A 14,937-nucleotide genomic window follows, 5' to 3' on the forward strand; every position below is an offset into this window, starting at 1 on the left:
AATCCCGCACCTGTCGACGCAGACGGGCGGTCCTTCTCACCTCTTGTACGGAGACAAAGACATGAGCTCGACTACTCTGCCCTCGCCCGGGGAAAAGGCACCGTCGTTCGGCACCGACCACTTGGACCTCGCCGAACTCGGGTACGACCAGCAACTGCATCGCAGTCTCGGCAAGTACGCGTCGTTCGCCGCCGGTTTCTCGTTCGTATCGATCCTGACCACAATCTTCCAGCTCTTCGGTCTCGGCTTCAGTTTCGGCGGCCCGGCGTTCTTCTTCACCTGGCCGCTGGTGTTTCTGGGCCAGTTCATGGTGGCGCTGAACTTCGCCGAACTTGCTGCGCGATATCCCATTTCAGGAGCCATCTACCAATGGTCCAGGCGCATGGGCGGTGAGATCATCGGTTGGTTCGCCGGATGGTTCATGATCATCGCGCAGATCGTCACGGCCTCGGCCGCCGCAATTGCACTGCAGGTCGTCCTGCCCAGCATCTGGAGCGGATTCCAATTCGTCGGGGAAGACACCGCACTGACCTCGGCCGACGGCGCCGCCAACGCCGTTATTCTCGGCTCTATCCTCCTGGTGCTCACCACCACGATCAACTGCATCGGCGTCAATTGGATGTCGCGGATCAACAGCATCGGTGTCACCTGCGAGATCCTCGGCGTCATCGCCCTCGTTCTCGTCTTCTTCACGCACGCCGAACGCGGACCTCAGGTCGTCTTCGACACCGGCGCACCCGGTGCCGATCCCGGATACATCTGGGCCTGGATCGTTTCCGGGCTCATGGCTGCATACGTCATGGTCGGCTTCGGCTCGGCCGGCGAACTTGCCGAAGAGACACACAATCCACGACGCGTGGCACCTCGCACTATCCGGCTCGCACTCTCCGCATCCGCTCTCGGCGGTGGCCTGATGATCGTCGGCGCATTGATGGCCGCGCCTTCTCTCACCGACGGCAACCTTGCGACGCAGGGACTTCCGTACGTCATCGACTCCATCCTCAGCTCCCCGTGGGGAAAGGTACTGCTGATCGACGTGGCTATCGCCGTCTTCATCTGCACCCTCGCGATCCAGACAGCGGCATCGCGGCTGATGTTCTCGATGGCTCGCGACGGCCGCCTACCGGCATCGACCATTCTGTCGAAAGTCAACTCCCGCACCGGTACCCCGATCGCACCGTCGGTCTTGATCGGATTCGCCTGTGTGGCAATCCTCGCCGTCAACGTAGGGAACTCGGCGATCTTCACCACCTTGTCGAGCGTCTGCATCGTCCTGATCTACCTGGCCTACTTGATGGTGACCGTCCCACTGCTGATGCAACGCCTCAAGGGATGGCCGCACGGTGGTCAGCAGGCACAGCCCATCTCGGCAGAGGAGAAGCTCTTCACCCTCGGTAAGTTCGGCATCCCGGTGAATATCGCCGCGGTCCTCTACGGCGGGCTGATGGTGATCAACCTTTCCTGGCCGCGCGCCGAGATCTTCAACCCCACCGGCGAATTCCCGCTTCTGCAGTGGGCGGCGCCACTGACGGTGATCGCGGTAGTGCTGGTCGGAATCGCCTGCCTTCCGCGCGGCAAAACACACCCCAAGCCAGTCACGATCGGAGCCTGAAGACATGAGCACCGCAACCACTCTCGCCGCCAAGGAACATGCTCGGAGTCAGGCAGAGAAAGTCTCCGCCCCGACTGCCCCGGACGGCGTCACCGAACTCACCTGGTCCGAATCGGTACCCGGCGGCCGCTACACCACCAGAGTTCTCGCTCGCGGTACCCGAGTACGGCTGCGCGACGTAGACGGTGCCGCCTGCGCCAACCTGCTGCTGTACCGCGCGGACGCCCCGTGGGAGCGACTCAATGCCGCGGACACCGTCAAAGTTCCGTGGAACGCATACCTCGGAATCGGGCACCCACTGCTCTCGGATCAGGGACGAGTGCTCGCCACGATCATCGCCGACAGTTCGTCCCGGCACGACGCACTCTGCGGTACAACGTCTCTGGCCACCAATCGCAGCAAGTATGGAGACGGATCGTTGCACGGGGCATCACCTGCCGGTCGTGAACTGTTCACGGTGGCAGCTGCCAAGAACGGCCTTCAACCACGCGACCTGCCACCATCGATCTCGTTCTTCCACGGTGTACGCGTCGAAGCCGACGGACACCTGCACTCGACCGGCAATGCGGGATGCGGCACCGAAGTGGACCTACTGATTCACCTGCCGGTAGTCGTGTTGCTGGCAAACACCGCGCACCCACTCGATCCATCGCCGAGTTTCGCCACGACGGCGCTCGAGGTTCTGGCCTGGCAGGCACCGGGAGAACTCGACGACCTACCCAACACCGACCCCGAGTATCTGCGGGCCGTTCGCAACACCGAAGACACTTGGTCCGCGGCACACCCGAAAGGCGAACGATGACAATCACTCTCGAATCAGGCACGGTAGTGCTGGATCAGACCGCCGACGCTTTCGGCCCATGGTCTGCCGTCGTGAAGGCCGGAGATCTGCTGACCATCGTCGATCTGCACGGCAACCAGGCCGTCGACACACTGGTCTACGCAGCGCACGATCACACCATCCGCTATAGCGCGGCCGCAACTGTGGTCGCGCAGGAGAATCTGTTTCTGAGCACCGGCAGCGTGCTGCGCAGCGATGATTCGACAGCGTTGATGACGATCGTCGCCGACGAAGTAGGCAATCACGACACGGTAGGCGGCGCCTGCTCACAGGAATCGAACACGCTACGGTACGGGCATCACACGCAGCATCAACACGCATGCGTCGAGAACTTCCTGGCCGAAGGTTCCAAATGGGGCCTCGGCAAGCGAGATCTGGTGTCCAACATCAACTTCTTCATGAATGTGCCCGTCGACGCCGACGGAACACTCGGAATCGTCGACGGGCTGTCAGCACCGGGTAAGTCGCTGACGTTGCGAGCCGAGATCGATACCCTGGTACTCGTCTCGAACTGCCCGCAAATCAACAACCCGTGCAACGGATTCGACCCCACCGCTGTCCGCATGATCGTGACACGACCATGATGCCGACCGGCACCACGCGAGCAAAGATGACGGTACTTCGGCCAGGGATGCTGACCACGGTTCAGGACTGGCCCGGACGCATCGGATACTGGAAGGTCGGGGTGCCGCCGTCCGGGCCGATGGACGACCTCTCGTTCCGCCTCGGCAACGTCGCTCTCGGCAACCCTGAGGGCGCACCGGGACTCGAATCTGCCATGGCTGGACCAGCGCTGAGCTTCGACGCAGATACCTGGGTGTGCGTCACCGGCGCCGACGCTCGGGTCCGCGTCGACGGTGTCGACGTCGCGCAGTGGCGTCCGGTATTGGTGCCGGCCAATACGACGCTCGATGTGGGAACGACAACCGGGGCAGGCTTGCGCATGTACGTACTCATCCAAGGCGCCATCGACGTCGAGCCTTACCTGGGCAGTGCATCGACGTTCACGCTCGGCAAATTCGGTGGACACCGAGGTGGAACTCTCTGCGAGGGAGACATTCTGGAGATCTCGACGCCGAACGACGCCGCCGAACGCATTACTTGCATTCCTTCCGAACACCGACCGGCACTGACGACGAGGTGGAGCATCGCCGTCACCGAGGGACCGCACGGGGCACCGGAGTTCTTCACGCGCGCAGACATGGACACGTTGTTCGCCACCGACTACGAGGTGCACTTCAACTCCGATCGCACCGGCGTCCGACTCATCGGGCCGAAACCGGAGTGGGCGCGCACGGACGGTGGCGAGGCAGGGCTTCATCCGTCGAACATCCATGACAACGCCTATTCGGTCGGCGCACTCGACTTCACCGGCGACACACCGATTCTGCTCGGCCCGGACGGCCCCAGCCTCGGCGGCTTCGTCTGCCCGGTCACCGTCGTCGCCGCCGAAAGATGGAAGCTCGGGCAGCTCAAAGCTGGAGACAAGATCCGGTTCGTACCCGTGCGGGCAGCTCACGCGGCTCCGCTCGGCGCACTCGGTGTTGCACGTCGCGCAGCACTGCCGTTCGTCTTCTCGAGCGGTGGCGACGGCGACGACGGCGTCCTTGCCCGGCGTGAGGCAGAGACCTGCGTGACCTACCGCCGATCGGGAGACGACAACGTGCTGGTGGAGTACGGAGACATGAAGCTGGACCTCGCGCTCCGTGCCCGCGCACACGCACTGCATCAGCGCATCGAGGCGATCTCACCGAAGGGGTTGCTGGACCTGACGCCGGGCATCCGCTCGTTGCAGGTCAAAGTGGATCCTGACGTTCTTTCGATCGACACAGTGATGGGTCTACTGGCCGAGGTGGAAGACGATCTACCTGCCGCTTCGGAGCTCGTGGTCCCGAGCCGTACCGTTCGGATGCCGTTGTCCTGGGACGACCCGTCGACCCGCGAAGCAATTGCGCGCTACATGCACGGAGTGCGGGCGGATGCACCGTGGTGCCCGTGGAACATCGAGTTCATCCGACGAATGAACGGACTCGAGTCCGTCGCAGACGTTTTCGATACCGTCTTCGCGGCCGACTACATGGTTCTCGGGCTCGGCGACGTCTACCTGGGAGCACCCGTTGCGACTCCGCTCGATCCGCGGCATCGACTGGTCACCACCAAGTACAACCCTGCGCGGACCTGGACACCGGAGAACGCCGTCGGGATCGGTGGGGCATATCTGTGCATCTACGGCATGGAAGGGCCCGGCGGATACCAGTTCGTCGGCCGGACGACGCAGGTGTGGAATCACCGATATCCAGAGCAATCCGGGCCGTTCGAGAGCGAGTCTCCCTGGCTGCTTCGGTTCTTCGACCGAATCTCCTGGTACCCAGTCGAACCTGAGGAGCTGATGGACCTTCGCGCCGACACCGCAGCCGGACGCGGTGGAGGTGTCGAGATCGTCGACGGCGAGTTCTCACTCGCCGAACACGAGCAATTCCTCGCGTCGAACAGTTCCTCGATCGAGAAGTTCAGGGCCTCGCAGGCAGTGGCCTTCGACGCCGAACGCACGGCATGGTCCGCGGCAGGCGAGTTCACGACAAGGGGCGATTCCGATGCAGCAGCATGACATCTCGGAGCGAGTACGGCAGGCGTACAAGCGCATTGCCGAGGTCGACCGACCCGAGATCTGGATCACCCTACGCGAGGAGGACGACGTACTGGCCGATGCAGCAACAGTCGACGTTGCCCTTCCGTTGGCCGGGTTACTGGTTGCCGTCAAGGACAACGTAGATGTGGCAGGTCTGCCCACCACCGCAGCATGCCCGGAGTTCGCCTACATCCCCGCTCGCACCGCGACAGCCGTAGCGCGGCTGGTGGAGCAGGGCGCAGTGATCCTCGGCAAGACCAATCTGGATCAGTTCGCCACCGGTCTCGTCGGGACGAGAAGCCCTTACGGCGCGGTCCGGTGCGCCTGGGACCCGGAGCGGGTGTCCGGTGGATCCAGTTCAGGGTCGGCAGTCGCCGTCGCTCTCGGAATCGCAGACATCGGCATCGGTACCGACACAGCAGGTTCCGGCCGGGTTCCGGCTGCATTCCACGGCCTCGTCGGCGTCAAGACAAGCCCGGGAATCGTCCCGACGACAGGCGTCGTCCCAGCATGTATCGACTTCGACTGCGTGACAGTACTTGCTGCCGACCTCGAGACCGCTACTCTGGCCACGCAGTTGATGGCAGGCTATGACGACGCCGACCCCCGTAGCCGGCGTTGGCCCGCGGACGTTCGCCTGTCTGCGAGCGCAGTTCCTCGAATTGCCGTTCCGCGAGCAGCGGATCTCGAGCAACTTTGCCCAGAGTACCGAGAGGCATTCGATCGCCAGGTGGCTAGCTTGAAAGCGAAGGGTTTCACTCACTCCGAGATCGACATTTCACCATTGCTCGACGCGGCCACATTGCTGTACGACGGTGCCATCGTCGCGCAACGCTTCTCGGCCATCGGAGCTTTCGTCGAAAGTAACCGGGCCAGTTGCTATCCGACTGTTGGACAGATCATCCTGAACGCCGCCGAGCCGTCGGCGCACCGATACGTCGACGATATCTCGGTTCTCCAACACACCAAGCGGCTCGCGGTAGCGTTGCTCGACGGGTTCGACGGACTGCTGCTGCCGACTACCACCGAGCATCCGACAATTGTGGCAGTTCAAGCTGATCCAGTGTCCATCAACCGTCGAATGGGTACCTTCACCAACTTCTGCAACCTGCTGAACATGGCCGCTGTCGCTGTCCCCGGCAACCCCACGAGTAGTGGAGACCCATTCGGGGTCATGTTCGTCGTACCCGAGTTTCGAGACCAGATCGCCATCGACCTTGCTGCGCGACTCATCGGAACACCTTCACCTTCGCTCGTCACCGACGGCCATGACGTACTCGTTGTCGGTGCGCATCTCGAAGGCTTTCCGGTTCACCATCAACTGACCGATCGCGGCGCGCGGTACCTCGGCGAGGTCCACACGTCCGACGCCTACCGCATGGTCGACCTGGGAACGACGCCCGCGAAACCGGGCTTGGTACGGCACCACCGGGGGGAGGGTTCGGCAATTGCCGGCGAGCTCTACCGAATGTCCGCCGCCGGACTCGGAACATTCCTGGCCGCCCTGCCCGCACCGATGGGTCTGACGTCGGTGGAGCTGTCCGACGGTCGCTGGGTCACTGGCTTCTGCTGCTCGCACGAAGCGGGCGAAGCAGGCATCGACATCACCGAGTTCGGTGGTTGGCGGGCGTACATGGCTTCGGTGAGCGGTGGTTCTGCGGACCGCGCACCCTTTTTGTAAACCGAACGGCCGTGCTCGGACGCGAATGTAGCGTGCAGCTTTGGAAAAAGGGTGCGAGCTCTCAGCGTGGGCGCCCGGGGTCCGCCGAAGGTTGCCAGCCCTCCTCGGACCGTATCGCCGTCATGATGCGCCGACTGATTCCGCCGAGCTGACGCGCCTGGACCTGCGTCAACGGGTCGAAGACGAGCCGGTTGACGACGTCCACGTGCCCGGGGGCTGCCTGGTCGACCTTCGCCGACCCCGACTCGGTCAGGGTGGCCAGGGTGTAGCGGCCGTCCGCAGCGTCGGGAGCGCGGCGTACCCAGTCTTTCGTCTCGAGGCGAGCCACTGCACGCGAGAGCCGCGACAGGGAGCTGTTGGAATAGCTTGCCAACGTGCTCATGCGGAGTGTGCGGTCGGCCGCTTCCGAGAGGGCGAAGAGGATGCCGTACTCGAAGTGGGTCAGGCCTGCGTCGCGTTGGAGCTGTGCGTCGAGAGCAGTGGGCAGCCACTCCAGCAGGGTGGCCAGGGCGGCCCACGTCTGGAGGTCCTCTTCGCTGAGTGCTGCTCGTTCGCTGGGGTCCGACATGAAAGCAGACTACTCGACACCGCGTCCGATGACTTGACTGAGAAAGTCAATCGTCATAGTTTTACTTGACTGAGAAAGTCATTCGATGCCCGATACGGCATCGATCGAGCGCACCAGGAGAGACATGGATCTGCAGCTGCACGGCAAGTCGGCTTTCGTCAGCGGTTCGACGCAAGGAATCGGCTACGCGATTGCACGAGCTCTCCTCCAGGAGGGAGCGTCGGTTGTCATCAACGGACGCAGCGAGAGCAAGCTCGACGAGGCCGTCAGGCAATTGGGGCTCGAGGTTCCGGGCGCGACGATCTCCGGGGCCGTTGCAGACTTCGAAGATCCAACAGACGTTGGCAAGCTTCTGGAATCTCTCTGCGATATCGACATACTTGTCAACAACGTCGGCCTTTTCGAGCTCGCAACCTTCGAACAGATTTCCGACGAAGAATGGCAACGCTACTTCGACATCAACGTCATGAGCGGCGTCCGGTTGTCGCGGCACGTCTTGGGCAAGATGCTCGTAACCGGGTGGGGCCGGATCATCTTCGTCGGCAGCGAATCGGGGGTGAACATTCCAGCCGACATGGTGCACTACGGAGTAACGAAGGCCGGGATGCTCGCGCTGAGCAATGGCCTCGCCAAGCTCACACGCGGAACCGAAGTAACCGTGAACACGATCCTCGGCGGGCCGACCTACTCCGACGGGGTCGCAGCCACTGTCACCCAGATCGCTAGAGCTCAGGCAATGCCCGCCGATGATCTCAAGGCCGCCATCATCGGCGGCAACGCGACCTCACTGCTACAGCGGTTCATCGAACCTACCGAGATCGCCAATCTTGCTGTCTACCTGGCAAGTCCACGGTCTTCCGCCACGAACGGTGCAGCACTTCGTGCCGACGGCGGTGTTCTGACAACCATGGTGTGAGGCCACCTCTCCACTCGGGCCGCTACATTCTCACGCGGGAACAGGGCGAGAAGGATCGACCGCAAGCCGGACGGCCAACAGCCCGAGAACTGTGCCCATCATGTAACGCTGCAACTTGATCCACGACGGCCGCGAGGACAGAAACATCGCGATCGATCCTGCAGCAAGCACGATCAGGGCGTTGACGGTCAGCCCGACCAGAATCTGTACGCCGCCGAGTGCCAGTCCTTGCAGCAGGATCGATCCTGCTGCAGGGTCGATGAACTGCGGAATGATCGAGATGTACATGACGGCCATTTTGGGGTTCAGCAAGTTGGTCAGCAGCCCCATCGTGAACAATCGAGTATTCGAATCATGTTGCAGTCCAGAAACTTCGAACACAGAACGGCTTCCACGCAACGCCGTCCACGCCAGCCAGGCGAGGTAGCAGGCGCCGGCGACCTTGATGACCGCGTACAGCGTCGGAACCGCAGCGAACATCGCTGCCAGCCCGAGGTTGGTCGCCACCACATAGACGACCAATCCCACCCCGACGCCGCCGAGCGAGACGAGTCCAGCGACCCTGCCCTGAGAAATACTGCGCGACACCAAATACATCATATTAGGACCGGGGGTCAGAACCATCGCCATAGCGACGGCGAACACCCCCGCAGCGGCCGTCATCGAAACCATGGTTCAACGATCGCACCGGTCAACGACGTTGTATCGGGCCAGTTCTCGAGTCCTGGACCTCCAGCCGCACTACTTCTTGCCGCCCCCGAGCAATCCACCGAGCAGATCGCCGATACCGCCACCGGAGCCACCGCCGAGAATGCCGCCGAGGAGTCCGCCCAGTCCGCCGCCGGATCCCGAACCGCTGGTCGCTCCGCCGAGGACGCTGCCCAGTAGGTCACCGAGACCGCCGCCACCCGAGCCACCCGCACTCTGACCGCCGGTGTATTTCTTTGCCAGATAAGCCAATACGATCGGCGCAAGGATCGGCAGCACTTTGCTCACGAGGTTACTGTCCGCACCGCCGCTGATTCCGCCGAGCGCGCTTGCTACGTCGTTCTTCTTGTCTCCGAAGACGTTCGACACGATCTTCGCACCGTCTGTCTCGTCCACCTGCTCGATGTCGACGCCGCCATCGAGCAATCCCGAAGAACTGTGCTGCTGGAGCGCATTCTCCAAGGACGCAGCACCTGCTGGGTCTTTGGCATTGGCTTCGAGGCCACCGACCAATGTGGGCAGTGCCCGAGTGACAGCGGATTTCGCCGTCTCCTCGTCGACACCGAGTTTCGATGCAATCTGACCGATGGGAATCTGTGCGAGCAGTTCGTCGAGCGATGCCATGAAGTCCACCTACCGAGCGTGGGCTCCCCCCGTTGGGAGCCGCGGTCAGTTCAGCGTAAGCGAATCCTCTATCACCTGGGCGAATGCCGCCATTCCTGCTGCAGTCGGGTGTAGTGGTGCTGCTCGGTTCAGGGGGAACACACCCTCGAGGTAGCGCTGATCGCCTGCTGCGCACGCGTCGTGACCGACGCTGACGGGCCTGGTGTCGACGAAACTCGCACCGTGCTGCGCGGCCTGCTCGGCGAGAGCGTCGTTCATCGTGTCGATGCTCTGCTGCAGGTAGTCGGCGTCTCGGGCCCAGACCGGTTGAACTCCATAGCAACCGCCCGGCTGTACATAGGTTCCATAGCCGACTACGACGACATCCGCGTTCGGGGCGCGTCCCTTGATGTCCTCGAAGACCTGCCCCCAGCGCGGGGCCGCCGCGGAGATCGCGTCGGCGAGCTTGTCGGTGCCGCCCTCGGTCAGAGCATCCCGACACGATCGCCCTGTCGGCTCCGGCGAGAAGTTGATGCACTGACGCGCCGTCGACACCAGATCCACGTCGTTGCCGCCGATGGTGATGGTCACCAGGTCCGTATCCGAAGAGAGCGCATCCAGTTGTACCGGCACCGACCCGCTGTCGGTGATCTGCTCGACCGTGGTGATGTTCTCGGACTTCGCGCCCGAACACGACACATCGGTGAACGACGCGGCCCCGATCAAGCCCGCCAGGACGTGCGGATAGTTCTCGTCGGATTGCAAGCAGCCTGCGAATCCCACCTGGTCCGGGATCAGCGGTCCCGAAGCCGCAGAGTCACCGAGTGCGACGTAGTCGATGGCCGGAGGCAGTTCGGCGGGATCCTGTTCGGCGGGACTCTGGGAGCAACTCACCAGCGCGAAAGCTGCCAACAGACCCACTGCCACACGCCGCATTGGATCGACGCTACGCCGGTTCGACGCCGTAGCCGGCCTCATCTCACACGAACCCCACAGCTTCATCCGCTGCCGTTCGGGCCGAATCACCGGTAGCGTCGACCGGGTTCATTGTCATCTCTATGGGAGGAAAGAACTCACATGATCACGAATTTCATCAATCTCATTCTCGGCGGCGTCAGCTCGGCCTCCGCCGGCAGCAGCGGCTTCGAACTGGCTCCGGGCGTGCTCCCCTTCGGTCTGTAACCGCGAAGACCTGTAGACCGAGAAGACAAGATTGTCTCGTTCTTTCGGTGACGACTACCCGATCTGCGTGACCTGCGGCGTTCAGTACCCACTGAGCGCCGCAGCTTCGCCCGACCCAGCGGCTGCTCACTGCTTCATCTGCGAGGACGAGCGCCAGTACGTGGGGTACGACGGTCAGCAGTGGACGAGTCTCGGCGAACTGAGACTTCTGGGCCACACCGTCGAGATTCGGGAAGAAGTGCCCGGCCTTTGGGGGATCGCGACGTCTCCGCACCTTGCCATCGGTCAACGAGCGCTTCTGGTGCCGGGAGACGACGGCAACGTGCTGTGGGATTCCACGACGTACATCGACGATGCCGCGGTCGAGCGAATCACGGAATTGGGAGGAATCTCGGTGATCGCACTGTCGCATCCGCATTACTACAGTTCGATGGTCGAGTGGAGCCGAGCATTCGGTGACGCGCCGATCTACGTGCACGAACGCGATGCGCAGTGGATCCCGAGGAACGACAACGTCGTCCTGTGGTCCGGTGACACACATGAGGTGCTTCCCGGACGAACTCTGATCAATGCCGGAGTTCATTTTGCCGGCGGCACGGTCATGCACTGGGGTGACGGCGTCGATGGCAGTGGCGCCCTGTTCGCCGGGGACATCTTCACTGTGGTGGCGGACCGTCGCTGGGTCGGATTCATGTACAGCTATCCCAATCTCATCCCCGAGCACCCCGAGACCATCAGGAAAGCTGTCGATCTGGTTCGGCGCTTCCCGTTCGGATCTCTGTACGGCGCCTGGTGGGATCGAATCATCACCACCGACGCCCACGATGCCGTAATCCGCTCGGCGCGAAGGTACTTCGAACACATCGGAGCATCGTTGGATGGAATGCACCTCTAACTGTACGGCGGAGACACAGCCGTTCTGGTAGACGACGTTCGACACGGTTTTCTCCACCGACGTGCCCGATGGCCACGACCACAGCTACGGGGCTGAGCAGCCGAGAGTTTCAACCATCCTGACGCGGGTAAGAAATTGCAATGACTGGAAAACACGCAAAGACGCCACATACCGAGACCACCGAAAAGGGTGCCGAAGGCGCTCACACGGACGTGCAGTCGGATCCCGCGGCCGGCCAGGATTCAGGTGACTGGTCGGGTGAAGGTGGCGCAACCACCGACGGTCCCGCCACCGACACCGAATGAATTGACGTATCAGCCCCGGTGACGGGCGGCTCGTTGGACCAGCCGAACGTCGCCGGGCGCGACAACTTTTTCGACCTCGGTGGGTTCGGTGAACCAACTACCGTCGACGTCGAATACCACGAGAAGGTCGGTCAGCCAGTCGACCTCGACGACCGTGCCGATCGATCCCGCAGGCACTCCGCTGCGCCACGCTCGTATCCCCAAGTCCCGCAACGCGATAACGGTGTCGCCTCGCACGAATTCGCCCTGACTGTCCTCGCTGTGGTCTACCGAACTATCCATGGCCCCCCGACCCAAATGCGCAGCCCCCGTTGACGGGACCGACTATGCCGATAAGTCAACAGCAACACCACACACTCTTTCAAGCGGTGAGCGCCCCGGTTGCATCGCACATATTCGACGGCAAGCCCAGTTGTTGCGTGTAAACAAGTTCCTGGTCGCTGATTTGGGAAGCACCGTGCTCCGGGATTGCGATCGACCTACAAGCACGCACTCCCCGCTGTTTCGTAGGGAAGATAGCTTGTGAGTCATCTTGAACGCGTAGCTCATCGACAAAACGGTGCGCGACATTGCGGTTTCTGAACCTCGTCACCGACGAAAATTGTCCGCAGCAGGATGGTTCCGCGCGCGCTCTGGCGATCCTGGGCTAATCTCGCAGTCGGCGGATGCCCGATTGCCTCCGCCGCGCCGGCGCCGCACACGAAAGGGGAAACCTTCGCATGGACTCGAAGGTTCTTCCGATGCACCAAGTGCTGGCCGGTCTACCCAAATTGGTGGGCATTTCTTCAGCGGTCGTCGCCAGTAGTGTTCTTTTCTTCCGCGGTGACTCCTCGGTTCGCTCGATCGTCATGGCCGCGTTCGCGTTGTCAGCGATCGTCGCCATCAGTGTCGGTATTCGTCGATACAAGCCTGCCGATGCCACGTCGTGGTGGTGCCTGTTCGGCGCATCTGGACTTTTTCTGGTCGGGGTCGGTCTCCGCGGCGACCCGACGGTCTATCCGGGCGGTGTCACCGCACTGTCCAATGCACTGACGCTGGGTGGCTACTGCCTGATCGGGACGGCGCTGGCGCGATGGGTGCTCGAACGACGATCCAGAGACGACATCACGCCGCTCATCGATGCCGGGCTCATCTCGGTCGGCACCCTTTTCGTGTCGTGGGTGGTGCTGATATCCCCGTTGCTCGACGGCTCCGTCAGTACGGCTGCCGCGATCGCCAATGGGGTATATCCCGCAATCGACGCAGGCATGATCACGCTCGTGACGTACCTGCTCGTCTCGTCCACGCATCGCAATCGTGCGCTTCGCCTTCTTCTCGTGGCCTTGCTCGCAATATTAGTCGGCGACCTTGCTTACGCCCAGTCCCTCTCACGCACGGTTCCGTTGTCGCCGGGACTACTGGACGGAATCTACCTATTCGCCTACGCGTCACTTGCTCTTGCGGCTCTCAATCCGCAGATGGCGACGATGTCGCATCGACAGAATTCCCCTCCTCTGCACAGTCGCCGTCGGGTGCTGTTCGTCGTCGCACTGCTGGCGGTGTGCGCAGCCACGTTGGTTCTCGGATCCTCGATCTCGACGGTCGACCTCGTGGTGCGGTCGGCGTTGCTCTCGGTACTGCTGATCGGGACGTTCTTACGTGGCGAGCGCGCCATGAGCCTCGTTCAACGCAGTGAGGACGACGCCCGATACCGCGCGGCCCACGACACGCTCACGGGGCTACCGAACCGAACGATGCTCGACGAGCAGTTTGCTCGATTGGCTCTCGCAAGTGGACGTGGGCGAATCTTCATCCTGTTCGTCGACCTCGACAACTTCAAGACTGTCAACGATTCCTACGGTCACCGTGTTGGCGACGAGATGATCGCTGCAGCTGCCCATCGGATCCGCGCGACAGTACGGTCCTCGGACACCGTGGTGCGGTACGCAGGTGACGAGTTCATCGTTATCGGTCGATGCACTCGTCCCGAGATGGAGGAGGTGGCGCGTTCGGTGATCGAGCGGATCTCCGAGCCGTTCGTACTCAGCGTTGCCACCGCGTACATCACTGCTTCGGTCGGGATTGCCGCCGCCGACAACCGTCCAGGCGATCTGGACGATCTCCTCCGCGAGGCCGACCTGGCGATGTATCACGCGAAGTCGCTAGGTGCCTCCCGCTTCTCCTTCTTCGACGAGTCGTTGCGCGCGTCCTCGATCGCAGCGATCGAAACGGCAACTGCCCTACGAGGGGCGACCCGACGCGGTGAATTGGTCGTCCACTATCAACCGATCGTCTCGACGTCCTCACGAAGCACCGTCGTCTACGAGGCGCTGGTGCGATGGAACCGTGACGGTCGTTTACGGTCACCCGTCGAGTTCGTGCCGATAGCGGAATCCACGAATCTGATCGGTGAGATCGGGGCCTTCGTTCTGCGCACAGCTCTACAGGATCTGAACGCGCTTCGGGCAGCCGGACAAAACGTCACGATGTCGGTCAATATCTCCTCGGTTCAACTCCGCGACGACTCGTTGCCGAAATTGGTTTCCGACATGCTGGAAGAGTATGGCCTGTGCGGTGCCGATCTTGCTCTCGAAGTCACCGAGACTGCACTTATCGACGACGTCTTCGCTGCCAAGAAGATCCTCGACGAACTTGCGGCGATGGAAGTGTTGATCGTTCTCGACGACTTCGGCGTCGGGTACTCCTCGCTCAGCCGACTCCGCGAACTTCCCATCGCCCTGCTCAAGATCGATCGCTCCTTCGTCTCCGAGATCGGCACCAGCGAGTCCGCGAATTCACTCGTCGCCGCCATTGCAGCGATGGCGCGGGCGCTGCCTGTGTCCATCGTGGCGGAGGGCGTCGAAACCGAGGAACAAGCGCGCGCGGTGGAGGCTCTGCATTGCCGTTTCGCGCAGGGATACCTCTACGGGCGGCCGGCGCCACTCGAACACTGGCTACAGACCACGCTCGCCGCGGCGCACCCGGTCGGTGTCGACTTGTCGAATACCGTCGAATAGG

Annotated in this window: 14 protein-coding genes; 9 read left to right on the top strand and 5 right to left on the bottom strand. The window is 62.4% G+C overall.

What is annotated here, in order from left to right; translation table 11 throughout:
- The first annotated feature begins 61 nt into the window (after nt 1–61).
- From H2510_RS05570 to atzF, 5 genes are read left to right on the top strand one after another with little or no spacing between them, the layout of a single operon-like run.
- Nucleotides 62–1,612: an amino acid permease gene (locus H2510_RS05570; RefSeq protein WP_186627357.1), complete on the top strand. Its 1,551-nt coding sequence runs from the start codon at nt 62–64 to the stop codon at nt 1,610–1,612.
- A gap of 4 nt (nt 1,613–1,616) precedes the next feature.
- On the top strand, nt 1,617–2,414 hold the full coding sequence (locus H2510_RS05575; protein WP_186627358.1) for an urea amidolyase associated protein UAAP1: 798 nt from the start codon (nt 1,617–1,619) through the stop codon (nt 2,412–2,414).
- Nucleotides 2,411–3,037, top strand: coding sequence for an urea amidolyase associated protein UAAP2 (locus H2510_RS05580; protein ID WP_186627359.1), 627 nt, complete (start codon nt 2,411–2,413; stop codon nt 3,035–3,037). Before H2510_RS05575 ends, H2510_RS05580 begins: the two co-directional genes overlap by 4 nt.
- Nucleotides 3,037–5,061: a 5-oxoprolinase/urea amidolyase family protein gene (locus tag H2510_RS05585; RefSeq protein ID WP_186627639.1), complete on the top strand. Its 2,025-nt coding sequence runs from the start codon at nt 3,037–3,039 to the stop codon at nt 5,059–5,061. Before H2510_RS05580 ends, H2510_RS05585 begins: the two co-directional genes overlap by 1 nt.
- Complete coding sequence (gene atzF / locus H2510_RS05590) at nt 5,048–6,763, top strand: allophanate hydrolase (RefSeq protein ID WP_186627360.1); 1,716 nt, start codon at nt 5,048–5,050, stop codon at nt 6,761–6,763. The genes H2510_RS05585 and atzF overlap by 14 nt, the downstream gene beginning before the upstream one ends.
- A gap of 61 nt (nt 6,764–6,824) precedes the next feature.
- Here the strand turns inward: atzF and H2510_RS05595 are convergent, their stop codons facing one another.
- Nucleotides 6,825–7,331 (bottom strand): MarR family winged helix-turn-helix transcriptional regulator, encoded by a 507-nt coding sequence (locus H2510_RS05595; RefSeq protein ID WP_186627361.1) that lies wholly within the window; start codon nt 7,329–7,331, stop codon nt 6,825–6,827.
- An 85-nt stretch (nt 7,332–7,416) separates the two neighbouring features.
- Between H2510_RS05595 and H2510_RS05600 the strand changes: the two genes are divergently transcribed.
- Nucleotides 7,417–8,247 carry an SDR family NAD(P)-dependent oxidoreductase gene (locus H2510_RS05600; protein WP_261392754.1) on the top strand — a complete coding sequence of 277 codons (831 nt, stop codon included), beginning with the start codon at nt 7,417–7,419 and terminating at the stop codon, nt 8,245–8,247.
- 30 nt (nt 8,248–8,277) lie between these two features.
- Here the strand turns inward: H2510_RS05600 and H2510_RS05605 are convergent, their stop codons facing one another.
- From H2510_RS05605 to H2510_RS05615, 3 genes are all read right to left on the bottom strand, one after another.
- Nucleotides 8,278–8,919, bottom strand: coding sequence for a LysE family translocator (locus H2510_RS05605; protein WP_186627362.1), 642 nt, complete (start codon nt 8,917–8,919; stop codon nt 8,278–8,280).
- A gap of 69 nt (nt 8,920–8,988) precedes the next feature.
- Nucleotides 8,989–9,579 carry a DUF937 domain-containing protein gene (locus H2510_RS05610; RefSeq protein ID WP_186627363.1) on the bottom strand — a complete coding sequence of 197 codons (591 nt, stop codon included), beginning with the start codon at nt 9,577–9,579 and terminating at the stop codon, nt 8,989–8,991.
- 45 nt (nt 9,580–9,624) lie between these two features.
- Nucleotides 9,625–10,494, bottom strand: a complete 870-nt coding sequence (locus tag H2510_RS05615; protein ID WP_261392755.1) for an SGNH/GDSL hydrolase family protein — start codon at nt 10,492–10,494, stop codon at nt 9,625–9,627.
- Nucleotides 10,495–10,771: 277 nt separating this feature from the next.
- Here H2510_RS05615 and H2510_RS05620 point away from each other — a divergent pair, with 277 nt between their 5' ends.
- Complete coding sequence (locus H2510_RS05620; protein ID WP_186627365.1) at nt 10,772–11,635, top strand: MBL fold metallo-hydrolase; 864 nt, start codon at nt 10,772–10,774, stop codon at nt 11,633–11,635.
- Nucleotides 11,636–11,775: 140 nt separating this feature from the next.
- Nucleotides 11,776–11,940: a hypothetical protein gene (locus tag H2510_RS05625; protein ID WP_186627366.1), complete on the top strand. Its 165-nt coding sequence runs from the start codon at nt 11,776–11,778 to the stop codon at nt 11,938–11,940.
- A 9-nt stretch (nt 11,941–11,949) separates the two neighbouring features.
- Here the strand turns inward: H2510_RS05625 and H2510_RS05630 are convergent, their stop codons facing one another.
- The gene (locus H2510_RS05630) at nt 11,950–12,222 is read right to left on the bottom strand and encodes a hypothetical protein (protein WP_186627367.1); all 273 of its coding nucleotides are present in this window, start codon (nt 12,220–12,222) and stop codon (nt 11,950–11,952) included.
- 437 nt (nt 12,223–12,659) lie between these two features.
- Between H2510_RS05630 and H2510_RS05635 the strand changes: the two genes are divergently transcribed.
- Complete coding sequence (locus H2510_RS05635) at nt 12,660–14,936, top strand: bifunctional diguanylate cyclase/phosphodiesterase (RefSeq protein ID WP_186627368.1); 2,277 nt, start codon at nt 12,660–12,662, stop codon at nt 14,934–14,936.
- The last annotated feature ends 1 nt before the right edge of the window (nt 14,937 follow it).

Origin of the sequence: Rhodococcus sp. BP22, from assembly GCF_014281965.1 — a bacterium.
Classification (GTDB): domain Bacteria; phylum Actinomycetota; class Actinomycetes; order Mycobacteriales; family Mycobacteriaceae; genus Rhodococcoides.

What these genes read in the sequence shown, in the direction of transcription:
- H2510_RS05585 (WP_186627639.1), top strand. Translation starts at nt 3,037, where the DNA reads ATGCCGACCGGCACCACGCGAGCAAAGATGACGGTACTTCGGCCAGGG.
- H2510_RS05630 (WP_186627367.1), bottom strand. Translation starts at nt 12,222, where the DNA reads ATGGATAGTTCGGTAGACCACAGCGAGGACAGTCAGGGCGAATTCGTG.
- H2510_RS05625 (WP_186627366.1), top strand. Translation starts at nt 11,776, where the DNA reads ATGACTGGAAAACACGCAAAGACGCCACATACCGAGACCACCGAAAAG.
- atzF (WP_186627360.1), top strand. Translation starts at nt 5,048, where the DNA reads ATGCAGCAGCATGACATCTCGGAGCGAGTACGGCAGGCGTACAAGCGC.
- H2510_RS05605 (WP_186627362.1), bottom strand. Translation starts at nt 8,919, where the DNA reads ATGGTTTCGATGACGGCCGCTGCGGGGGTGTTCGCCGTCGCTATGGCG.
- H2510_RS05570 (WP_186627357.1), top strand. Translation starts at nt 62, where the DNA reads ATGAGCTCGACTACTCTGCCCTCGCCCGGGGAAAAGGCACCGTCGTTC.
- H2510_RS05575 (WP_186627358.1), top strand. Translation starts at nt 1,617, where the DNA reads ATGAGCACCGCAACCACTCTCGCCGCCAAGGAACATGCTCGGAGTCAG.
- H2510_RS05615 (WP_261392755.1), bottom strand. Translation starts at nt 10,494, where the DNA reads ATGCGGCGTGTGGCAGTGGGTCTGTTGGCAGCTTTCGCGCTGGTGAGT.
- H2510_RS05580 (WP_186627359.1), top strand. Translation starts at nt 2,411, where the DNA reads ATGACAATCACTCTCGAATCAGGCACGGTAGTGCTGGATCAGACCGCC.
- H2510_RS05610 (WP_186627363.1), bottom strand. Translation starts at nt 9,579, where the DNA reads ATGGCATCGCTCGACGAACTGCTCGCACAGATTCCCATCGGTCAGATT.
- H2510_RS05595 (WP_186627361.1), bottom strand. Translation starts at nt 7,331, where the DNA reads ATGTCGGACCCCAGCGAACGAGCAGCACTCAGCGAAGAGGACCTCCAG.
- H2510_RS05635 (WP_186627368.1), top strand. Translation starts at nt 12,660, where the DNA reads ATGGACTCGAAGGTTCTTCCGATGCACCAAGTGCTGGCCGGTCTACCC.
- H2510_RS05600 (WP_261392754.1), top strand. Translation starts at nt 7,417, where the DNA reads ATGCCCGATACGGCATCGATCGAGCGCACCAGGAGAGACATGGATCTG.